Below are 20,395 nucleotides of genomic sequence, written 5' to 3' on the forward strand. Positions count from 1 at the left end.
GGAAGACGCCTACTATCAACAATCACACGCCCACCCGTTGGGCGTTCAATAAGCGGAACGAAAACCAGGACGCTTCAAGTACTGCGGGTAACCGCCCTGGTGCGCATTCGGGGGCTGGGCGGAAAATGGGTTGTAAGGGGTACTCACGGTGCGGGCCCTTTCGGACGGTTCAGGCTGGTACGTCAACGAAGCCTAACCTACAGACCGGGTCCATGAAGATCGAGCCAGTCGCCGCCACGGTTACCAGCAGAGAAGTCGTGAGCGCGCTTATCGACGTCGCCGCCAGACCCACCCCGCTCACCTCGAAAGAGTCTAGCGCGTGGGCAAATGTGTTGCCCACCGTGTGAACTGCTGGGGCCGTCTCTATTCCGCAAGTCGTGTGGGGCAGGATTGCGAGATCGAAATTCCGCCACGTGAAACGCAACTCGACAGACCATAGCGCCCGCAGATTACGGCCGGTGAGACACGGAGGGCGAAGATGGCCTCTAGGAGAGATGACACCCATGTCGGCTGGTGCGCAACTATTCTTTCGCCGTAGTGGGTTAGACAAGCAGGAGGACGGAGCGCACGACCAAGGGGGAATCACTGGCAGCTGATGTATCGGTTGCTTAGCTTATGGTATTGATCTCTTGCTGGTTCTGTGAGGTATGAAGCCAAATTCGTGGCTTATTAAGGGGGATCCCTGAGAGGGAACACTTATCGGGCGGGCACTTTCGGGCCATTTGCAAACCGTAGTTAACTGGGTAACCCCTTGAGTTCTCACGGGCCCCACCGGCTTATTCCCGTGTATCCTTGGGTTCTGTCGTTACTCAGGCAATTCAGCGTCCCCGCCCGGTACTTCGGAAGAACGAATCCCTTGAAACCGGCTCGAGGAACTGAGCTAGGAGTAAACCGCTCAAACCTTCCTAGGATGAGTTGTCAGTGCTGCACGCCTGCAACCGCAAAGTAGCGATCTGGAGATGTTGAGCAACAACTTCCACCCATTGAACAAGAACAGGTTCTAAAGCTTCTGCAACATCCGTAACTACTGGCCAGCCTTGGCCATGTGCGATCACGCTGGATAAATTCCACATATAAATGGTCTGGTCTTGGCTAACCGGAGGATGCTTACCGGCCAGCCCGAGGTAAGTGGCGAACGATTCTGCGGCTTCTTTGATAATTTTGCTCTGAGAGACTCGTTCTAATCCACGAAACTGTCCTCGTTGGGCCTTCAAGACGGCTTCTTCGAAAGGTATCGGGATCGCTACGCCGGACTGAGTTTGAAGACCTGTTGTGTGCTTCTTTGCCTCAAGCATGGAGGTGCATTCATTCCTCATCAGATGCTTAGCGCGCTCCTTGGATGTAGCGGTATCGGCTGGTAAGATTACCCAGTTGACTCTAGAGGAGGCCATCTCAACCGTCCTCATCAGAATTACAAGCGTAGCCATATCAGTCGGCGTTTTACGAAACCCAATCTCATTCCCGTTTTTGAACGGGGTCTCTGAGAACCACATTCCGTTTGCCGCTCGCAGCGTTTGGATGCCCCTGAACAGACTGGACTTGAGCGACCGATGAACCGTCAGTGGCCCAACCGAGGCGACCTCATTGAGGTAGTGAAGTTTGCTGCCAGGCCATGGGGCATTAGGGATATGGCTAAAGAAATGTATGCATTCGTCTACCGTATCGATGAGTTTGCTTAGTGGGAATGGTTCAAGGAATCTCTCCTGTTTACTTGCTGGACCTTCTGCGTCTTCCGTGAATGGGTTCACCACTTAATCATCTTCCTGAATGACGTTGTCTGTAGCCAGAGTTTCGCCACTGTTTAGAACCAGGCGAAATCCTTCAATTTCGATCACATCGCCTCATGCAATCTTGACGCTCAATGCTGCTACGATAATCACTACTTTTAGGGCTGGCACGCCGGTGTAGGAGGTCACGAAACCCCGTAAAGGACCGTGTTCTACAATCCGTCTTTCGGCGGCGAAAACGGCTCGTGCGGTGGCGAGATCCCGGCCTAAATGGGCCTGAGATAACACGAACCCCGAAAATTCGCGTGGAATCTCGGGGTTTCGTCGTGCTGGGCGAGGGCTTAAGTTCTAGGGATCTGAAAGTGTACCGCGGAAACATTTGCGGAACCGGCTGGCCAGCGAATTGTGCTGCAAGTTCACACACGGTTCCCGACAAACCCCGCCCGGTTTTCCCGCGCGTTACTTGTACGCACGACCTACCTGCTCGTACACCTCGGCGGCGGTGTCGGCCTTTTCAATCACCGTCCGTGTTGTCGGATCCTTCAAGTCCACAGATTTCAACGACGCGGTGTTCTCGCCGGAGACCGCGAGGATTTGCACGAACTGGTCGCCAAACTCGGCGGCGTAGTTGGACAGCGCGCGGAGTTTGTCGAGCGCGTCGCCCAGGTGGTGGCCGTGCGGGTCGATTATGGAGGGACGAACCACCCCTTCCACCTCGCGGAAGAAGATGAAGTCGGGCTGCATGTTGCGCCACTGCTCCGTCGTGCCGTCGTAGTAGACCGCAGTGAGGGCTTCCGCGCTCGCTCGCGACGGGTTGCGGTACCAGGCAGTCGCACCGCTGCGGGTTGATTCGGTACCCACCACGTGCTTTTCCCACTCATTCAGGTGCAACGGTGCGTCGCCGCCCTTCGCGGTGAGCAGGTGGCCGGTGTAGGTGTCGAACGGCACCAGTTCGCCGTCCTTGCCCGCCTTGCCCGGCGCGACAGTGCGGTTGGCGGGCTTGGTCAGCGGCTCGTGGCTCGGCGTGGTCGCCATTTCACGCAACGGCTGGTAGGCCGCCTTGCGAGAATCGGGCAGCACGGCCAGCTCGGCGTTGTACTTAGCGAACCAGTCACTCGCTACGTCGTCGGCATTGTCGGACACCGACTGAGCAATGCCTGCGATACTGGCCAGTGCCGCCAGTTGCAGCCGTGCTTCGTCGAGCAGTTCGTCCTCGTCCGCGTCCGGGTCAGCGGCAGCGAGCGCGTCAGCACGTGCGTCCACCCACATGTCGGCCAGGGCGCGTGTGAACACCGGAATTGCTGCGCGGTACGCCTCGTCGATCACGTGGTGATCCGCGTACAGGGAGGGCGCGGCTTCGTGCACGGAGAGTTCGCGGCCGGCGTAACCGAATACAAGCCGCTCGGTTTCGACTTTGAGAATGTCGTCGCGCTTGTCCGCCACCTGTTTTTCGTAGCGGGTGAGGTATCCGTTCACGATGGCGATTAGTTCGTCCTCGGCCACCTTTTTGCCGCCGTCCAGCAAGCTGTCGCGCTGCAACTCGATACCGAGATTGAGCAGCATGGAGATGGGTTTATCGGAGCGGATCGGTGCGACCATGCGTGGCAGCGCACGAAACGCCTGCCACACGGCTTCGTTGTCGATGGGGTACAGCGTGACCGGGTCGATCACGACCTCGCTCACTGGCACATCGCCCTCACCGCTACTGCCTCCACCGGGACCGATTGGTGTGTTGTCGCGGTTGATGTTTTCCACGGCGGTGCTGGCAGCAGTGCGGTCGAACTGCGGCAGGATACATAACACTGAGTTCAACAGGTCGTTACCCTCGATCCTGCGCGCAAGCGGGGAGCGCACCATGCGCCCAATGACCTGCGTGATGTGGGCTTCGTCGCGGGCGGTGCGATACGACACCATGACTTCGGCACGTGGGCAGTCCCAGCCGGTCGAGATGGCGGTCTTGGCGAACAGAACACGAATATCGGTGCGCTCCTGCACCTTCTGCGGTTCGATATAGGGAACCAGCGTGTCGCCCGCTGTTATGTCGGTGTGTTCACCGTAGACGTTTCCAAACGCCGTGCTCGGAATCTGCGGCCACCCTTTTCGGATAGCGACAATGGCCTGATACACGTCCTCGTCGGTGGCTTTGTCTTTCATCTGCACGACCATGAGCGGGACGACGCGCTCACCGTCGCCGCCTTGCTCGGCGTGGTAGGCGTCCCATCGGGTCGTGGTGTCCGCAAGCAGACGGGCTGCGTCTTGGACGAACACGCCGTCAAACGACCTGCCCTCCTCGCCGGGGATTCGCAACTCGACAATGTCCTTGATGAGGCCTGACTCCTGCACGTCGGCCACCGGCACAGTCACGTCGTCGAGTACCAGGCGACTACCGGACATGGAGTGCACCATCGACTTGAACGCGCCGGGGGTTGCGGAGATACCCATGACCGTCGGGATCGGCGGGACCGGCTCGGTATGGCCCTCCGGGGTGTGGCCCTCAATCAGGCGGCGCAGAATCGTCGCCTTGTCCGTTCGCTGCCTGCCCGCGCCACGGTGGGCTTCGTCCACGACCAAAATTAGGTTGTGCTGGTCGGAGTTGATGGTATTACGTAGCGTGTCCCAGAACGTGACTTGCATGGTGTCACCGCGTCCAATGAGTGGGTCTTGGGTGTCTTTGCGTCCGCCCGTGAGTTTGGTGCCCTTGCCCAACTTCTGCGTGTTCAGAAAGTAGATGCACCCGCGCTCGAACGTGGGCAGGTTGAAGCTGCTGTCCAACGTGACGGTGCGTGTGGCGAGGTCACTTGACGCGGTTTCGATCCGGTAGCGGGACTGCTCGTTCAAGTCCGGGTTGTCCGACAGCCACAAAATGACGGCGTTTTCGTCCTCCACGCGGTCGTCGCTGGGAATCAAAATGCGCTCGAACACGCTGGTAGCAATCACGGTCTTGCCGGCCCCGGTCGGAGCAGACAGCGCAAACACTGCCTGCTGGTCGATGGACCTTGCACCTGCTGCTTTGTCGATCCGCTCCATGATCGTGTCGGAGGCCGTTTCTTGGTATGGCATGAGCGTGTACTTCATTAGCGGTTCTCCCGTGTCTGCTGGAAGGCGAAGTTGTTGAGGTAGGTGGAGTAAAGACGAACCAGTTCGGTTCCGGTGTCTGCCAGTTCTCGCGCCATTGATTCAAACACCAGGTCGTCATTGGTCACGATATAGACCACTTTGACCGACTCGCTCTGCTGCACCGCTGCGACGAAGTCTGCCGACGCGGCGACGTTTTCAATCACACCGTAGGAGTTGGTGAGGTCCCAGCCCCGCTCTGGTATCTGGTCGATAATGCGGCCGCTCTGGCCTGCACGCATCCACAACATCGGCGCAATCTCTGGGAAGGCGCGGTTGTGCCGCACCCGCGTGGGCGCCTCATAGGTCAGCGTGAAGAACCGCGCGTTCGCGTCGAAACCGTCCGCCATTGGGAACTCATCGGTGAACTTGTACGAACCCTTAATCGGCTCACCGGCAGGGGTCCGTCCCGTAATCGCTGCTTCCACGCGCGGCTTCGTCACGTAGTCGCAGATACCCCACTGCTCCCACTCGGGGTCACCTGGTCGGTAGCCCTGCGCACGCAGCGCGACCTGCTCGTCCGCACTAACCTCGTTGTTCGTCACCGAGATAGAACGCCTGCGCCCACCGTCCTGCTTGTTCAACCGCATTACCGCGTGCGCGGTGGTGCCCGAGCCGGAGAAGAAGTCCAACACGGTCGCGTCCGGTTTGTCCTTCACGAAGAACCGTAGCGCGTCCTCGACGGCGTACAGCGACTTGGGGTACGGAAACTCCCGTCCAGGGAGTAATCGAAGGTTGAGTTTCGTTCCGTGCCAGCCGGCGTTGTGGGAAACCTTGTTCCAAATGGACTTGGGGTTACGAAGATTGGAACCGACTACCTCATCCAATATCGCCGCCCCGTTTTCCGCGTAGCCCGTGACTACTACCTCGCCGGATTCTATTCGTTTTTCGGTACCGCTGTTCACCGTCATTACCGATAAACCGCTGGAAGTCCGATTCGATTGACCTAGCCGAAGCAGTCCCTTATTGGCTCTGGAACGTGCGTTTGTCACGCTTGTCCTCCAGTACCCCTCCGTTCCGTCAGGCCGTTCAGGCCACACGGCAATCAATCCATCTGGAACCGAAACTGATTCGCGTTCCTGATCTAATGGGAGGGGGTCGCCAATGGAGTGAATCTTACCCGTGGCCGGGTCTGCAAAAATCGGGAAGAAAAGGGCCGGCCGCGCAGACCTAATCTGCCCTTTACCAGTGCGGATGTATTGAAACCAGAGTTGTGATTTCGTCTCCGATAAACCCTCGTTAAGCATGTCGTCGTCGGATTTCGTCGGACCGGAAATTCCTAGCATGACGAAGAAAATCATTTCGCCGCAGCGCGCGAAGTCCCCTCCCCGAACTGACCCTTGGCTACTAATCACGCTGCTCACCATCTGAATACGGGCTTCCGGAAACGTCTGCTCTAGCAGCATGCCGAGACGTAGGTATTCCTTCTCGTCGATGGTCACAATGAGCACGGAATTGTCGGGGTTGAGCAGCTGCTTCGCAACCAGCAAACGCCGCTCCATGAACGACAGCCACTTGGAGTGCCGGTAGCCATCGTCGCCGTCCACGTAGTCGTTGTTGTACTTCCAGTCCTTTGCGCCGGTGTTATAGGGCGGGTCGATGTAAATGCAGTCGATGGAGTGGTAGTGCGTGTAGGTCAGCATTTTCAGCGCGTGGTAGTTCTCCGCATTAATCACGCTGTGGAACGGCGCGTTCTCGTCGTCGCTGCCGATCACTTCGCCGGTCTGCACCAGGCCCGGATAAATCACGTCATCCTGCTCGGCGGTGACAACGAGATCGGCCACGTCCACCGCGTCTTTCATCTCCGGCTGCTCGTCGGCCTGGGGGTGAGCTTCGACCAATTGAGCCACGCGGCCGGTGTCGGTGCGCCGAATGTCGGTCACGATCCAGGTGCGGGTATCCGGTGTCTCGTCTAATCCGCGCGGGGGCAGTACGTGCACGGTGTCGCCGCGGTGCACCGGACGGCCCGGCAACTCCACCTCCTCCGGCAGGTGCCGCTCAAACACCAGCCCGAACGTGCGGTTCGTCCGCGCATGGAACTCTTGCTCCAACGCAGCGCCCAGTCGTGGGTTTTCCTTCTTGGCCTGCGCAATCAGGTCGCTAAGTCGTGACATGGTTTCTCGCTAATCCTTCGGGTTTGTGTCGGTGGTCGATGTCTGCGGAATGGTGACATCAGGGGACATGACGGTGATTGGCCCGTTCCAGAGCCTGCGGCCGGCTAGTTGCTCGAAGCGGGCGACGGTGACGGAATCGGGCCACACGTCGCCGCGTAGTACCTTGCTCACTGTGCCTTTGGCGACACCGGACCGCCGCGCCAACTCGGCCTGGGACACGCCGTTACCTGCTTGTTCGGCAACAAACGCGGCGAGGTTGCGCACGAACGCCTGCACCAGCGCGTGCGCGCCCGCTGTGGTGTCGTCGTCGGGCCACGCGGGGTACAGGGTTCTGGGACTTGGCCGCGGCGTGCGCCCGTGTCCTTGCTTAGCTTCCGGCATGTCTCCAGATTACTTCGTGTCTCCCGAAAGAAACGGTATGGTGGTCTGAAACTCATGTAGCCCTGCTGCCTTTCGGCACGCCGGAAGTCCTGCCCGCGCGCTACGGCACGTGTGTGAGCGCGTCACTGTGCGGTTATGCGAGTTTTCTGTTCCTTCACCCGCCACAAAGGTCGGCCTACGCCGTGTTCCAACTGGGCGACGGTCACTGCCGTGGGCCAGGTGTGGGGCGAGGTCGGCGCCGATGACGCACACGAGTTGCTGGGCCTCGACTTGATCGACTGTTCGGTTGCAGAGCAACCTGGCATCAACACGAATACCTGGCAAGATCGCACGGTTCTACGGCTGTGCTGGGCGTGGACGTCGCCGGACCCGGAAGCGACAGTACAAACGCTGGGCGATATTCGTAAGCGGGGGCCGTTAAAAATCGCTAACCATGCAAAGACGAAGAGCGCACCACTGTCCCCGTAAGAACTGGCGCAGGTGTGCCGTTGGCTCACCGAGGAGCCTGTGCCTGACCGTCGCGCCCGCGCGGGACACAAGGCCCGACTTAGTACAGAATGGTGAGTTCGTGTCGCTGGATGGCGAGCGGAATCCGATTCGTCCCGAGTTTCGCGCGGCGGCAGCGAGTCTAGGCCAAAGCGGTGTTACGGGCAGGGCGCAGCAGGTACCGTTCGCCCGACTGGCTCCGCTCGGGTTTCCTCTCGCCGGTAGGCGCTTGATCGATAGAATGTTATGCAGTTGTGCGGCGGCGTGGAGGTGGAGGAGTTAGAGCGCTGGGTTAGCTACGCGCAGATCAGTCGGGCTGCGATTCTCGCTATCAACCGCGACACCGATTACAGAGCCATTGAGATTCCACCGATTGTTGGTTCGAAACGGGTGCGCCGCGAAGACTTGCACATCGTCTCGCCCAACTGGGAGTCGTAACCGTGCATGCCTCGACCTGCAATGTTCGACGTGGGTTCGCTTTTCTACCGCATTGTCGTGCCTGCCTTGTAGTGATTCTGTTAAGAAACGCCGTCGTGCGAAGGGAGCGGGAACAATGCCTGCAACAAGAGACAGACTACTTCACGCGGCGCGGGCATACGTGCCGCGCTCCATGATCAGGCAAGAGTGGGCAGCTGTCCGAGACTTCACCGTGAACACCGTGATTAAACACGTCCTGCCCACCGCGTCAAGCTGGTCTGAACTCCGCAACGCCATGATCGTCGTGGCACGCGAGGCGCTCACCACTACCCACTCGGCGGGGAGCTGACCCATACCAGCGTGTTCGACCCGAACATGGTGGAATACGCCGTCTCTGTAACGGGTACGTCACCCACCACGCAAGAAGCAGGCCACCGACTTCGTGGACTCGGCCGGAGCCAACGCACCACCACAATCCGGCCACAACGCTGCCTAGACCGTCGCCCACGGGGCCACGGTCTACACGTGTTGGGCTGGCGCCGAAAACCGGCCAAAACGCGGGCCGCACCGGGCCGAAAAAAGGTGCCAGACAGGGCAAAACCCACGGAATCCATCTCGGAAACCGTGGGTTTTGGTTTCAGGGCCAGTTTCACAAATAACCGCAGGTCAGTTGCGCAAAATGCCTTGAGCTTTAGACGTCGAAGTACAGCTCGTACTCCAGCGGCGTCGGGCGCAGGCGGTTCGGCTCGATCTCGAGGTCGTATTTGAGCTTGATGTAGGTCTCGATGAGGTCCTCGGTGAACACGTCGCCCTCGGTGAGGAATTCGTGGTCCTCTTCCAGCGCGGCCAGGGAGGCCTCGAGGGATGTCGGGGCCTGCGGGATGGACTTGGCCTCTTCCGGCGGCAGCTCGTAGAGGTCCTTGTCCACCGGCTCGTGCGGCTCGATGCGGTTCTTCACACCGTCCAGACCGGCGAGCATCATCGCCGCGAAACCGAGGTACGGGTTGCCCGATGGGTCCGGAGCGCGGAACTCGATGCGCTTAGCCTTCGGGTTGGAGCCGGTGATCGGGATACGGATCGCGGCGGAGCGGTTGCGCTGGGAGTACACAAGGTTGATCGGCGCTTCAAAGCCCGGAACCAGGCGGTGGTAGGAGTTCAGCGTCGGGTTGGTGAACGCCAGGACAGCACCAGCGTGGTGGAGGATGCCGCCGATGTAGAAGCGGGCGATGTCGGACAGACCGCCGTAACCGGACTCGTCGTAAAACAGCGGCTCCCCGTCCTTCCACAGGGACTGGTGGGCATGCATGCCGGAGCCGTTGTCGCCGGCGATCGGCTTGGGCATGAACGTCGCGGTCTTGCCCCACTGGTGCGCTGTGTTCTTAATGATGTACTTGAAGGTCTGCAGGTCATCTGCAGCGTGCAGCATCGTGTTGAACTTGTAATTGATCTCTTGCTGGCCGCCGGTGCCCACCTCGTGGTGGAAACGTTCGATCTCAAACCCGGCGTTGGCCAGGTTGAGGGTCATGGCGTCGCGAATATCCATGGTCTGGTCGACCGGAGGGACCGGGAAGTAGCCGCCCTTCATCGGGGTCTTGTGGCCCAGGTTCTGCGAACCGTCGTGCTCGGATTCACGGGAGCGGTTCCACCAGCCCTCGATCGAGTCGACCTCGTAGAAGCTCTTGTTTGCCGCGGTGGAGTAGCGGACCTTGTCAAAGAGGTAGAACTCCGCCTCTGCTCCGAAGAAGCAGGTATCGGCGATGCCGGTGGATTCCAGGTACTCCTCGGCCTTGCGCGCCACGTTGCGCGGATCGCGGGAGAATGCCTCGTGGGTGAACGGGTCGTTCACGAAGAACTTCACGTTCAGAGTCTTTGCCTTGCGGAAGGGGTCGATCTGCGCGGTTGCCAGGTCCGGCATGAGGATCATGTCGGACTCATCAATCGTCGTAAAGCCCTTGATGCTCGAACCGTCGAATGCGAGACCTTCTTCTACTGCATCCTCGTCAAACATGGACGCGGGGATGGAGAAGTGGTGCTCGATGCCCGGAACATCCGTGAAGCGGACATCAACGAATTCCACCTCTTCGTCTTTGATGAACTTCATTGTGTCCTGGATGTTGTCGAAGGCCACGGGGAAAACTCCTTGATTGCGGATCAGTTACCCCATCGATCGTACCGAAAAATAGACGTCCTCTATCCTTGACATCTATGGCGAACCCCAAGAAAAACTGGCGCGACGGGCCCGAGCTCAACACCGGTGATGACTGGGCTGAACCCGGCGAATGGCCGGGGCAAAACCTTGGCCTGCCGCAAGAGGGATCTGGGGCGCAAGCGTCAGTCTTGCGGCGCTCTGGCGCGGTACTCATTGACTGGGTGATCTGCTGGATCATCGCCGCGTTCATCAACATGTACACGTCCGGGCTCGGCGACGTGCCCACGCTGAGGTATCTGCTGTGGATCGTTCTGGGCATTGTCACCGGATGGCTGTTCGCGAGGACACCGGGCATGGCTGTGCTGGGCATGGGCGTTGCGCGTATCGACGACCCCGGTAACCCCGTCGGTCTGTGGCGCGCCGCTGTGCGCACGCTGCTCACCGCGTTCATCTTGCCGGCAGCGATGGTTGACGCTAACGGCCGCGGCCTCCACGACCGCGCAACTGGCACGACAGTCATCCTGAGCTAGAAAGCTAAGCGTTGATCGGGCGGGGAGTGCCGTCGAGCTTCCTGTTGAAATCGATGTAGCGGGAGGGATCTTATGGCGAACTAGGAGCGCCCGCAGTGCGCGCGCACAGGGTGCTTACTTGCCTTGACGCTGCTGCATACGGCGCATTTTGCGGTTCATGCCCGACATGTTCTGCGCCTGGTGCGGCATTGGACCCTTCGGCAGGCCCTGCTGCTGCCCGCCACGGACGTTATCCATCGCCTCCAGCTTGGCGTTCATAGAGTAGACCTCGTCCTTTTGGTAGTTCTTCGGCAGCTTCAACAGGTGGCGCTGCAGCTTCTTCGGTTCAACCTGGCCCTCGCCGCTGCCGACGAATACTTCGTGGATGGGCACGCCGCCGATGAGACGGTCCACGCGCTTGCGTTCTTTGTCCATGAGCGGCTTCAGCCGCTTCTCGTCGCCTTCACCAACCAAGACCACGCCCGGGTTGCCTACCACGCGGTGCACGGCATCCATCTGCGGCGTCGCGGCGACAGCCTTCTTGGTCAGCCACACGATGCCCATCGTGTTCTTCATGTTGTCCAGCGTCCAACCGGCAGCGCCCGGAGTATCGCCGATCTCCTCGTACATGGAGCCTTCAAGACGGCGGGTGAAGATGAACATGGCCAGCACGAAACCGAACAAGAGGCCGAGCACCAGCAGGAACCACTTTCCGCCGGTCAGCATGCCCAGCAGGAAGAACGCCAGCCCGACACCGAGGATCGCCAGCAGCATGTACGGGATGAGCTTCTTATCCCGCTTGCGCTGCATGTTGAACGCCTGCCACACCTGCGAGCGCGTCTGCTTGCGCTGGGAGCGCTTCGCGGTGCGTTGCTCTTTCTTCGCGGTCTTCGCTGCGGCTGCTTGCTTGTCTTTGGCCATGGGGACAAGCCTATCAATCCGCATGCTTATCGACGTCCCCCGCCCGCCACGTTCCTACCCCGCCCCATCCGGGACAACGACAAACCCGCGGCCGCCACAAAGGGGGAGTGGGGCCGCGGGTTGTCGTCGATAAGCAGGCTTGGGCTAGAGCGCCTTGATCTCTGCGTTCAGGTGCAGCTTCTCCGGCCTGGAAGACCCGCGCAGCTGCAGCTCGTAAGAGCCGTCACCCTGCTCGATGGTCCACAGTGCCACCGAGGCCGGGATGACAACAGGCTTGACGAACTCGACGGAGTATCGCAGCGCGCCTGGCAGCTTGCCCTCGAGCGGAGCGAGGACCGCGGCAGCAGAGTACATGCCGTGCGCGATGACCGCCGGGAAGCCGAACAGCTTCGCACCCACGTTGGACGTGTGGATCGGGTTGTGGTCGTTGGAAGCATCCACGTACGCGTTGACGTTGTCGCGGTTCCAGCGCCAGCGAGCATTCGGCTTGAACTCTGGTAGCTCCGGCTTCGGCAGAACCTTGCCGGTGTCCTCGCCGCGGGTGGTCACAGCCAGCTCGGCGTCTTTGGCGAACTTGGCACCCATTGCCAGGAAGCTCGAGGTCTGACGCCATACGACATCGTTCTCACCCTCAGGGGTGACCTCGGTGATCATGTCGACGATCAGGCCGCGGCGGTGCGGGCGCAGGTTCTGGCCGTAGCAGCGGATGTTGTAGGTCTCATCGACCGTGAGGGTGCGGGACTGCTCAATCACATTGGACACGTGCACCGCACCGATTGCCGGAACCGGGAAGTCCGGGCGGGACATCAGGTCCATGATCATCGGGAACGCCAGCACGAAGAAGTACGTCGGCGGGATCTCATTGCCCAAGCGCAGCCCAGTCGCGGAGGTGTACGCGGCGAGGTTGTTCTTGTCGATCTTCACTCCGTCGACCTGGATCGCCGATGTCGGATCACCCTTCGCGGAGCGGGTCTCACCCACGACGGGCAGAGCGCCCATGAAGATCTTGCGGTTAATGGCCTTCAGATCCGGCACGGCCTTGAGCGTTTGAAAGTCGCGGGTCTTGCCGGACACAATGCGCTCGTTGTGGGTCTCAGCGCCAGCGTTAGCGTCCGTCTCTGCCTTGACCTCCTCGGCCTTAGCCTCTGCGTCGGCCTTGACTTCCTCTGCCGTGGAGGAGACCTTCTCCTGGACGTCCTCAACCTTGTCGGCCACAGTGTTCTTGACCTCTTCGGCCTTCGCGGCAGCCTTGTCGGCGAGGTTCTCAGCGCGATCCTGAGCGTCGGCGGCAGTTGCCTTCGCCTTGTCGGCGACGTCCTCGGCCTTGTCTTCTGCCTTGGCGGCGGCCTGCTTTGCCTCAGCCTTGACCTCGGCAGCCTTTGCCTCAGCCTGCTGCTGTGCGTCGTTCTTGGGGTCCTTCTCCGGACCCTTACCTACTGCAGTGGTCATGTTTTTTAAGCTCCAACCAGGTTCTGGCCGCAGACGCGGACGGTGTTGCCGTTGACGGAGGTCGACGACGGAGCGGAGAAGTACGCAACAGTCTCAGCAACGTCGAGTGGCTTACCGCCCTGGCTAAGGGTGTTCAGGCGGCGGGCGACCTCACGAGTGGTGAACGGGATGGCATCGGTCATCTCAGTCTCGATGAAGCCCGGAGCCACAGCGTTGATGGAGCCGCCCTTCTCAGCGATCTTGTCGGCAAGCGCATCGACGAAGCCGACCACGCCAGCCTTGGTGGTGCCGTAGTTAGTCTGGCCGCGGTTACCGGCGATACCAGAGGTGGAGGAGACACCGACGATGGCCGGCTTGTCAGCGAATGCATCAGCCTCGAGCAGAGCCTCGGTGATGCGCACCGGTGCGACCAGGTTGATGTTCTGGACCATGTTCCAGCGGCTGTCATCCATGTTGACCAGCAGCTTGTCGCGGGTGACACCGGCGTTGTGAACGATTGTGTCGATCTTGCGGCCGTAACGCTCCTGTGCGTGCTTAGTAATCTCTTCCGCAGCCTTCGGGTCCGTCACGTCGAGCGGCAAAGCGGTGCCCTTGACCTTGTTGGCGGTCTTGGCCAGGCCTTCACCAGCCTGCGGAATGTCCACGCAGATCACCTTGGCACCGTCACGGGCCAGGGTCTCTGCGATAACGGCACCGATGCCGCGGGCGGCACCGGTGACCACGGCGAGGCGGCCAGCCAGCGGCTTCTCCCAGTCTTCCGGCTGATCAACATCGGCCGGGGTGACGCGGATGACCTGGCCGTCGACAAACGCGGACTTGCCGGACAGCAGGAAGCGGAGGGTGGACTCCACCTTGGAGATCTGGCCGCCGTCGATGGAGGGGTCCACGTACACCAGCTGGACGGTGCCGCCCTTGCGCATCTCCTTTGCCAGGGAGCGGGTGAAACCTTCCAGCGAGCGCTGTGCAATGCGCTCATCTGCGCCGTCGACCAGCTCCGGGGTGGTGCCGATGACGATGATGCGGGCGTTGTCCAGCACCTTCTTCAGCTGCGGGTGGAAGAACTTGTGCAGGGCCTCGAGCTCCTCCGGCTTGGTCAGGCCGGTGGCATCGAACACGATGCCAGCACGCTTGGTGTCTGCTTCGGCCTTCAACAGCTTGTAAGGGCCATCGAGAAGCTCGGCCAGAGCTGGAGTCAGACGGCCCTCACCGCCAACGACGACCGGACCGTGGAGCAGGGGCTCACCCTGCTTGTAACGACGCAGCGGGTAACCCTGGGGGACACCAGCCTTGGCAGCGAGAGGGGAGTTGATGAACTGTTCGAGGAGGCCTTGGGATGCCACTATTTTCTCCTTCATATAGGCACGTACTGAGGCAAGGGCAACCGTGCGAAATCGGTGGCTCTGTGTCGGATACTATTATAAGATCACTATGGTGACGAACCTTACAAAGGAATGACTTTGTAAAGTGCCAAACAAAAGTCCGGAGAAAATCGCAGGAAGATCCTGGGTTTCTCAACGCTTTTCACGGAAGTGCAGGAATAAGCATGAATGAACCTCGCAAGGTAGCCATCCTCGGCGGTAACCGCATCCCGTTCGCTCGGTCCAACAAGGAATACGCCAACGCATCCAATCAGGACATGCTCACCTCGGCCCTCAACGGCCTAGTGGCGCGTTACGGTCTGCAGGACCAGGAGATGGGTCTCGTCGTCGGTGGTGCTGTGCTCAAGCACGCACGCGACTTCAACCTCGTGCGCGAATCGGTGATCGGATCTGAGCTGGCATCCACCACTCCGGCCTTCGACCTGCAGCACGCCTGCGGCACCTCGCTGACCTCCGCGATCCAGGTCGCTGACGCAATTGCTCTGGGCCGCATCGAGAACGGTATCGCCTGCGGCGCCGACACCACGTCGGACGCCCCGCTGGCTGTGAACGACACGCTGCGTAAGACGCTGATCCGTCTGTCCAACGCCAAGTCCACCGCTGATCAGCTCAAGCTCGTCGGTTCCATCCGCCCGAGCCAGCTGGCTCCGGAGCAGCCGCAGAACGGCGAGCCGCGCACCGGCTTGTCCATGGGTGAGCACGCCGCCATCACCGCCCGCGAGATGGAAATCTCCCGCGAGGCCCAGGATGAGCTGGCAGCAACCTCCCACCAGAACCTGGCCAAGGCTTACGACGAGGGCTTCTTCAACGACCTGATGACCCCGTTCCTCGGCGTGCAGCGCGACACTAACCTGCGCCCGGACTCTTCCGTCGAAAAGCTTTCGAAGCTCAAGCCGGTCTTCGGCAAGAAGGACGCGGAGCAGCACGGCGGCACCGCAACGATGACCGCGGGTAACTCCACCCCGCTTACTGACGGTGCAGCGGCTGTCCTCCTCTCCTCCGAGGAATGGGCAAAGGAGAACAACCTGCCGGTCCAGGCGTACATCGTCGACTCCGAGCTGGCAGCCGTTGACTTCGTCTCAGGCAAGGACGGCCTGCTCATGGCTCCGACCTACGCTGTCCCGCGCATGCTCGAGCGCAACGGACTGACCCTGCAGGACTTCGACTACTACGAGATCCACGAGGCGTTCGCCTCCCAGGTGCTGGCCACCCTCAAGGCATGGGAAGACGAGACCTACTGCCGCGAGCGCCTCGGCCTGGACGCTCCGCTGGGCTCCATCGACCGTTCCAAGCTCAATGTCAAGGGCTCCTCTCTGGCAGCCGGCCACCCGTTCGCCGCGACCGGTGCACGCATCCTCGCTTCGGCTGCCAAGGTGCTGGAGCAAAACGGTGGCGGCCGCACCCTGGTTTCCGTCTGTGCAGCAGGCGGCCAGGGCGTCGTCGCGATCATTGAGCGCTAAAGCGCCAAGGCTTCACCTATTCACCACTCTCCGTAAAGGAACACAACCATGACCTCTGTTGAGGAAAAGGAAGGCCGCAAGGCCAAGCCGGAATCCCGCCAACCGCAGACGCTGCCAGAAACCCCCGATGCAGCTGTCGCGGGGAAGCTGAAGGATCTGCTTGACGGCGCATGGGGCGAGCGCAAGGACGACATCCGCGAGCAGCTCAACCGGGAAGAAGCCCTCCCGATGATCGAAGGCTCGGTTGAGGACATCCGCGCCGCCCTGCTGGAAAAGGTCAAGATGGTGGCTGGCTCCGGCATGATGCAGACCGCTTTCTCCGAAGCTAACGGCGGCTCCGGCGAGGCCCACGTGGGCATCCTGGGCCTGGACCTGCTGGGTCAGTTCAACGGCTCCCTTGCGATTAAGTCCGGTGTGCAGTTCGGACTGTGGGGCGGCGCAGTCGACGTCCTGGGCACCGAGCGTCACCGCGAGTACGCGCAAGGTGCTATGGACCTGTCCATGCTCGGCTCCTACGGCATGACCGAGCGTGGCCACGGCTCCAACGTCCAGGACCTGGAGACCACCGCGACCTATGACCCGGAGACCCAGGAGTTCATCATCCACTCTCCGTCTCCGTCGGCGACCAAGGTTTACATCGGCAACACCGCCCGCGATGGCCGCTGGTCCGCAGTCTTCGCCCAGCTCTACACCCCGGGCGAGGAAGAGTCCCACGGTGTGCACTGCTTCGTTGTGCGCATTCGCGAGGATGACGGCTCCCCGGTCGAGGGCGTCAAGATCGGCGACCACGGCCACAAGGGCGGCCTGCTCGGTGTTGACAACGGCACCCTGACCTTCGACAACGTCCGCATCCCGCGCGAAGCGCTGCTGAACCAGTTCGGCGATGTCGACGAGGCCGGTAACTACACCTCCCCGATCGAGTCGAAGAACCGCCGCTTTTTCACCATGCTGGGCACCCTAATCCGCGGCCGTATTGCCGTCGGTGCTGCCGGCGCAGGCGCGACCAAGTCCGCACTGGCCATTGCCACGAAATACGCGCACCAGCGCCGCCAGTTCGACTACGGTGACGCCGGCCGTGAAGACAAGCTGATCGACTACCGTGCGCACCGCCGCCGTCTGATCATCCCGCTGGCCCGCACCTACGCTATCCAGCTGCTGCAGAATCAGCTGACCCAGCGTTACGCGGATCAGACCGCACGTCAGGCATCCGGCGAGTGGTCCGTGACCGACCCGACCAAGGCGCAGGCCCTGGCATCCCGCGAGATGGAGACCCTGGCTGCAGCGTTCAAGGCCGTCGCGACCGAGCACGCCACCGACACCATCCAGGAGTGCCGCGAGGCGTGCGGTGGTGCCGGCTTCATGTCCGAGAACCTGCTGACCACCTTCCGCGCAGACACCGATGTGTACAACACGTTCGAGGGCGACAACACCGTTCTGCTGCAGCTGGCCGGCAAGAACCTGCTCACCGCGTACACCAGCGAGATGGCTAACCCGTCTGCGATGGACATTGTGAAGTACGCCGCCACCAACGTGACGGACATCTTCCGCTCCCGCGCTGGCCTGGGTGCCACCGTCCAGTCCGTGGTGGACACGTTCGCGAGCGAAGAAGCGTCGCTTTTCGACGCTGACTACCAGCTCAAGGTGATCCAGCTGCGCGAGCAGCTGGTGATGCGTTCCCTGATCCGCCGCATCCAGGGCGCACGCAAGCTGTCGCGTGCCGAGGGCGCAAAGGTCATCGACAAGGCCCAGGACCACATGCTCAACGCCGCATGGGCGTACATCGAGAACCTGATGGTCCAGGCCATGATCGAAGCAGAGCGTTCCCTGCCGGTCGGCTCCACCGAGCGTGCCGTATTCGAGCAGGTCCGCCACCTGTTCGTCTTCGACACCATCATCCGCAACGCTGGCTGGTACCAGGAGCAAAACGTCATCTCCTCCGGCCGCGTCAAGGCAGCCCGCGCCGCCATCAACGACCTGGTCGACTCGCTTGGCCCCTGGTCTGAGGTTCTCGTGGACGCTTTCGCAGTCCCGTCCGTCGTGCTCGACCGTCCGATCTTCAAGGACGGCGGCACCGACGCCTCCCGCGACAACCCGGAGGCGTGGACGGTTGGGTCCAACATCCCGACCACGGCGAAAGAGAACTAGCTCTACGTAGCTAGTCGCTTAGACGAGCAAGGCCTCCCGGATCACATCCGGGAGGCCTTAGCTTTTCGAGTGCTTCTCAGCTCTAGAATACTACTCGCTGTTTTCTGGAATACTGCTCATCTGTAAACCCAGGTCAAAAGCATGCAGTTCCGCCTATATGTCCGAGCAGTATTCCATCCGGCAGGCAAGGGGGCGGGACGACCTGAATGAGATCCCGGCCCCTGATGTAGCCGCTAAGCCGACGGCATAGACAGGCTCGGCATGCCCAGCGAGACAGACGGGTGGCCAGCAGAGACCACGGGAGTCTCCTGGGACGGGCCGTACTTGTTCAGCAGGGTAGAAGCTTCCTGGCCGGTCGCACCCTGGGACGTCTGTGCGAGGTGCTTGAGGTTCTCCGGCAGTTCACGGCCGTGGAACTTCATAGCCTCAACGTAGAGTTTGCCAGCGCGGTAGGAGGAGCGAACGAGCGGGCCAGACATGACCGCAGCGAAGCCCATCTCGTATGCGGCGTCGCGGTACTCAATGAACTCCTCCGGCTTCACCCACCGCTCAATCGGGTGGAACTGCGGGCCGGGGCGGAGGTATTGGGTAATCGTGATGATGTCGGTGCCGGCTTCCTGCATGTCCTGCAGTGCCTCGAGCACCTCTTCGCGGGTCTCGCCCATACCCAGGATGAGGTTCGACTTGGTGATCAGCCCGTAGTCGCGTGCCGCCTGGATGACTTCCAGGGAACGGTCATAACGGAACGCCGGGCGGATGCGCTTGAAGATGCGTGGCACCGTCTCCAGGTTGTGCGCGAAGACCTCCGGTTCAGCCTCGAACACCTGCTGGAGCAGGTCGGGCTTACCAGAGAAGTCAGGGGTAAGGTTCTCCACGCCGGTGTGCGGGTTGAGCTCGTGAATCTTGCGCACGACCTCGGCGTAGAGCCAAGCACCCTCGTCATCCAAGTCATCACGGGTCACGCCGGTGATGGTGGAGTAGTTCAGCTCCATCTCGCGCACAGACTCGGCGACGCGCAAGGGTTCTTCAGGGTCAAGCGGTTCCGGTTTCGCGGAATTGATCATGCAGAAATCGCAACGGCGGGAACAGTTCGCACCGCCGATGAGGAAGGTGGCCTCGCGCGATTCCCAGCACTCGTGAATGTTGGGGCAACCGGCCTCCTGGCACACGGTGTGCAGCGACGCACCGAACACCTTGCGGCGCATGTCCTCGTACTCCGGACCCGTCTTCACCGCATTGCGGATCCACCGCGGCTTCGACTCGATGGGGGTTTGAGCGTTTCGCTTTTCGACGCGCCTTAGCTTGCGTCCTTCTTCTGCCACAGTCACACCATCCAGGTTAGTGCTGCCTTACTAGCGTGTCGAATATCTACGATGCGATTGCCCTACTACGGGGTCGGTGCCGCACCAATCGTGTGGTCGGAGACGTGGAGTTCGCCGGAAAGGGCGCGGGAGAGAGCGTCGACAAGCGTGGGCGTGATGGCATCGGGGGTGATGTCGCGGCCGGTCTCGAGCGACAAGGTGGTCACATCCGCGTCGTTGATGCCGCAGGCGATGATGTGTCCGAAGTACTCGAGTGTGTTGTTGCAGTTCACTGCCAAGCCGTGCATAGTCACACCGCGCGTGACGCGGATGCCCAGCTGAGCGACTTTGCGGTCGCGGCGGAACGTGGCCGGGTCGGCCGGGACCCAGACACCGGAGCGGCCCTCGATCCGACCAGCATCGGCAACGCCGAACTCGCGCACAGCGAAGATCATCGCTTCTTCGATGCGGCGCACGAAGTCGACCACGTCCACAGGATCGGCGAGCTTGATGATGGGATAGGTCACCAGCTGGCCCTCACCGTGCCAGGTGATGCGCCCGCCACGGTCGACCTTCACCACGGGCAGGCCGTTGTCGGGGAGGTCTTCCGGCTGGGTGCGCTTGCCGGCGGTATAGGTATTGGGGTGCTGCAGAACCAGCAGGGTATCGCCGATCTCGTCGTTCGCGCGCTGGGTAGCGAGGTCCGCCTGCATGTGCCAGGTTTCTTCATAGTCCACAAGGCCGAGATTTCGCACGTCAAGAGGAGAATTATCAGCGCGGATCGATTTGTCGGCGGGGAAGAACGGATCGCGGGGAGCAGTCATGGGTTCATGGTAGCGCTAC

Annotated in this window: 16 protein-coding genes; 5 read left to right on the plus strand and 11 right to left on the minus strand. The window is 61.1% G+C overall.

The window, feature by feature from the left end; all coding sequences use genetic code 11:
- Positions 1–212: 212 nt before the first annotated feature.
- The gene (locus KBX19_RS05810; protein ID WP_255997870.1) at positions 213–347 is read left to right on the plus strand and encodes a hypothetical protein; all 135 of its coding nucleotides are present in this window, start codon (positions 213–215) and stop codon (positions 345–347) included.
- A 558-nt stretch (positions 348–905) separates the two neighbouring features.
- Here the strand turns inward: KBX19_RS05810 and KBX19_RS05815 are convergent.
- The 4 genes from KBX19_RS05815 to KBX19_RS05830 all read right to left on the minus strand — a co-directional run bounded on the left by KBX19_RS05815 (position 906) and on the right by KBX19_RS05830 (position 7,336).
- A complete protein-coding gene (locus KBX19_RS05815) occupies positions 906–1,748 on the minus strand; it encodes a hypothetical protein (protein ID WP_255997871.1) in 843 nt (280 codons plus the stop codon).
- Between the two features lie 438 nt (positions 1,749–2,186).
- A complete protein-coding gene (locus KBX19_RS05820; protein WP_255997872.1) occupies positions 2,187–4,802 on the minus strand; it encodes a DEAD/DEAH box helicase in 2,616 nt (871 codons plus the stop codon).
- Positions 4,802–6,955 (minus strand): site-specific DNA-methyltransferase, encoded by a 2,154-nt coding sequence (locus KBX19_RS05825; RefSeq protein WP_255997874.1) that lies wholly within the window; start codon positions 6,953–6,955, stop codon positions 4,802–4,804. The genes KBX19_RS05820 and KBX19_RS05825 overlap by 1 nt, the downstream gene beginning before the upstream one ends.
- A gap of 9 nt (positions 6,956–6,964) precedes the next feature.
- On the minus strand, positions 6,965–7,336 hold the full coding sequence (locus KBX19_RS05830) for a helix-turn-helix domain-containing protein (RefSeq protein WP_255997876.1): 372 nt from the start codon (positions 7,334–7,336) through the stop codon (positions 6,965–6,967).
- Between the two features lie 732 nt (positions 7,337–8,068).
- On the opposite strand from KBX19_RS05830, the gene KBX19_RS05835 reads away from it, so the two are divergent.
- Positions 8,069–8,260, plus strand: coding sequence for a hypothetical protein (locus KBX19_RS05835; protein WP_255997877.1), 192 nt, complete (start codon positions 8,069–8,071; stop codon positions 8,258–8,260).
- A gap of 141 nt (positions 8,261–8,401) precedes the next feature.
- On the opposite strand, the gene KBX19_RS05840 is transcribed toward KBX19_RS05835, so the two are convergent.
- Together KBX19_RS05840 and glnA are read right to left on the minus strand one after the other, a co-directional pair.
- Positions 8,402–8,593: a hypothetical protein gene (locus tag KBX19_RS05840; protein ID WP_255997878.1), complete on the minus strand. Its 192-nt coding sequence runs from the start codon at positions 8,591–8,593 to the stop codon at positions 8,402–8,404.
- 337 nt (positions 8,594–8,930) lie between these two features.
- Positions 8,931–10,340, minus strand: a complete 1,410-nt coding sequence (gene glnA, locus KBX19_RS05845; protein WP_255997951.1) for a type I glutamate--ammonia ligase — start codon at positions 10,338–10,340, stop codon at positions 8,931–8,933.
- 104 nt (positions 10,341–10,444) lie between these two features.
- Between glnA and KBX19_RS05850 the strand changes: the two genes are divergently transcribed.
- Positions 10,445–10,918, plus strand: coding sequence for an RDD family protein (locus tag KBX19_RS05850; RefSeq protein WP_255997879.1), 474 nt, complete (start codon positions 10,445–10,447; stop codon positions 10,916–10,918).
- A gap of 114 nt (positions 10,919–11,032) precedes the next feature.
- Here KBX19_RS05850 and KBX19_RS05855 read toward each other — a convergent pair whose 3' ends face one another.
- From KBX19_RS05855 to KBX19_RS05865, 3 genes are all read right to left on the minus strand, one after another.
- Positions 11,033–11,818, minus strand: a complete 786-nt coding sequence (locus KBX19_RS05855) for a DUF4191 domain-containing protein (protein ID WP_255994770.1) — start codon at positions 11,816–11,818, stop codon at positions 11,033–11,035.
- A gap of 144 nt (positions 11,819–11,962) precedes the next feature.
- Positions 11,963–13,267 (minus strand): MaoC/PaaZ C-terminal domain-containing protein, encoded by a 1,305-nt coding sequence (locus tag KBX19_RS05860; protein WP_255997880.1) that lies wholly within the window; start codon positions 13,265–13,267, stop codon positions 11,963–11,965.
- A gap of 5 nt (positions 13,268–13,272) precedes the next feature.
- A complete protein-coding gene (locus KBX19_RS05865) occupies positions 13,273–14,607 on the minus strand; it encodes a 3-oxoacyl-ACP reductase (RefSeq protein WP_370687003.1) in 1,335 nt (444 codons plus the stop codon).
- A gap of 203 nt (positions 14,608–14,810) precedes the next feature.
- Here KBX19_RS05865 and KBX19_RS05870 point away from each other — a divergent pair, with 203 nt between their 5' ends.
- Both KBX19_RS05870 and KBX19_RS05875 read left to right on the plus strand, forming a co-directional pair.
- A complete protein-coding gene (locus tag KBX19_RS05870; RefSeq protein WP_305082912.1) occupies positions 14,811–16,106 on the plus strand; it encodes an acetyl-CoA C-acetyltransferase in 1,296 nt (431 codons plus the stop codon).
- A 48-nt stretch (positions 16,107–16,154) separates the two neighbouring features.
- Positions 16,155–18,251, plus strand: coding sequence for an acyl-CoA dehydrogenase family protein (locus KBX19_RS05875; RefSeq protein WP_005289470.1), 2,097 nt, complete (start codon positions 16,155–16,157; stop codon positions 18,249–18,251).
- Positions 18,252–18,484: 233 nt separating this feature from the next.
- On the opposite strand, the gene lipA is transcribed toward KBX19_RS05875, so the two are convergent.
- Together lipA and lipB are read right to left on the minus strand one after the other, a co-directional pair.
- Entirely contained in the window at positions 18,485–19,579 is a 1,095-nt protein-coding gene (gene lipA / locus KBX19_RS05880) for a lipoyl synthase (RefSeq protein WP_050748797.1), read from the minus strand.
- A gap of 59 nt (positions 19,580–19,638) precedes the next feature.
- Positions 19,639–20,376, minus strand: coding sequence for a lipoyl(octanoyl) transferase LipB (gene lipB, locus KBX19_RS05885; RefSeq protein ID WP_005289474.1), 738 nt, complete (start codon positions 20,374–20,376; stop codon positions 19,639–19,641).
- Positions 20,377–20,395 lie beyond the last annotated feature (19 nt).

This window comes from Corynebacterium sp. CCUG 71335, assembly GCF_024454075.1.
Classification (GTDB): Bacteria; Actinomycetota; Actinomycetes; order Mycobacteriales; family Mycobacteriaceae; genus Corynebacterium; species Corynebacterium genitalium.

Coding starts and splice junctions, on each gene's coding strand:
- KBX19_RS05810 (WP_255997870.1), top strand. CDS start 213: ATGAAGATCGAGCCAGTCGCCGCCACGGTTACCAGCAGAGAAGTCGTG.
- KBX19_RS05820 (WP_255997872.1), bottom strand. CDS start 4,802: ATGAAGTACACGCTCATGCCATACCAAGAAACGGCCTCCGACACGATC.
- KBX19_RS05825 (WP_255997874.1), bottom strand. CDS start 6,955: ATGTCACGACTTAGCGACCTGATTGCGCAGGCCAAGAAGGAAAACCCA.
- KBX19_RS05830 (WP_255997876.1), bottom strand. CDS start 7,336: ATGCCGGAAGCTAAGCAAGGACACGGGCGCACGCCGCGGCCAAGTCCC.
- KBX19_RS05835 (WP_255997877.1), top strand. CDS start 8,069: ATGCAGTTGTGCGGCGGCGTGGAGGTGGAGGAGTTAGAGCGCTGGGTT.
- KBX19_RS05840 (WP_255997878.1), bottom strand. CDS start 8,593: ATGGGTCAGCTCCCCGCCGAGTGGGTAGTGGTGAGCGCCTCGCGTGCC.
- glnA (WP_255997951.1), bottom strand. CDS start 10,340: ATGAAGTTCATCAAAGACGAAGAGGTGGAATTCGTTGATGTCCGCTTC.
- KBX19_RS05850 (WP_255997879.1), top strand. CDS start 10,445: ATGGCGAACCCCAAGAAAAACTGGCGCGACGGGCCCGAGCTCAACACC.
- KBX19_RS05855 (WP_255994770.1), bottom strand. CDS start 11,818: ATGGCCAAAGACAAGCAAGCAGCCGCAGCGAAGACCGCGAAGAAAGAG.
- KBX19_RS05860 (WP_255997880.1), bottom strand. CDS start 13,267: ATGACCACTGCAGTAGGTAAGGGTCCGGAGAAGGACCCCAAGAACGAC.
- KBX19_RS05870 (WP_305082912.1), top strand. CDS start 14,811: ATGAATGAACCTCGCAAGGTAGCCATCCTCGGCGGTAACCGCATCCCG.
- KBX19_RS05875 (WP_005289470.1), top strand. CDS start 16,155: ATGACCTCTGTTGAGGAAAAGGAAGGCCGCAAGGCCAAGCCGGAATCC.
- lipB (WP_005289474.1), bottom strand. CDS start 20,376: ATGACTGCTCCCCGCGATCCGTTCTTCCCCGCCGACAAATCGATCCGC.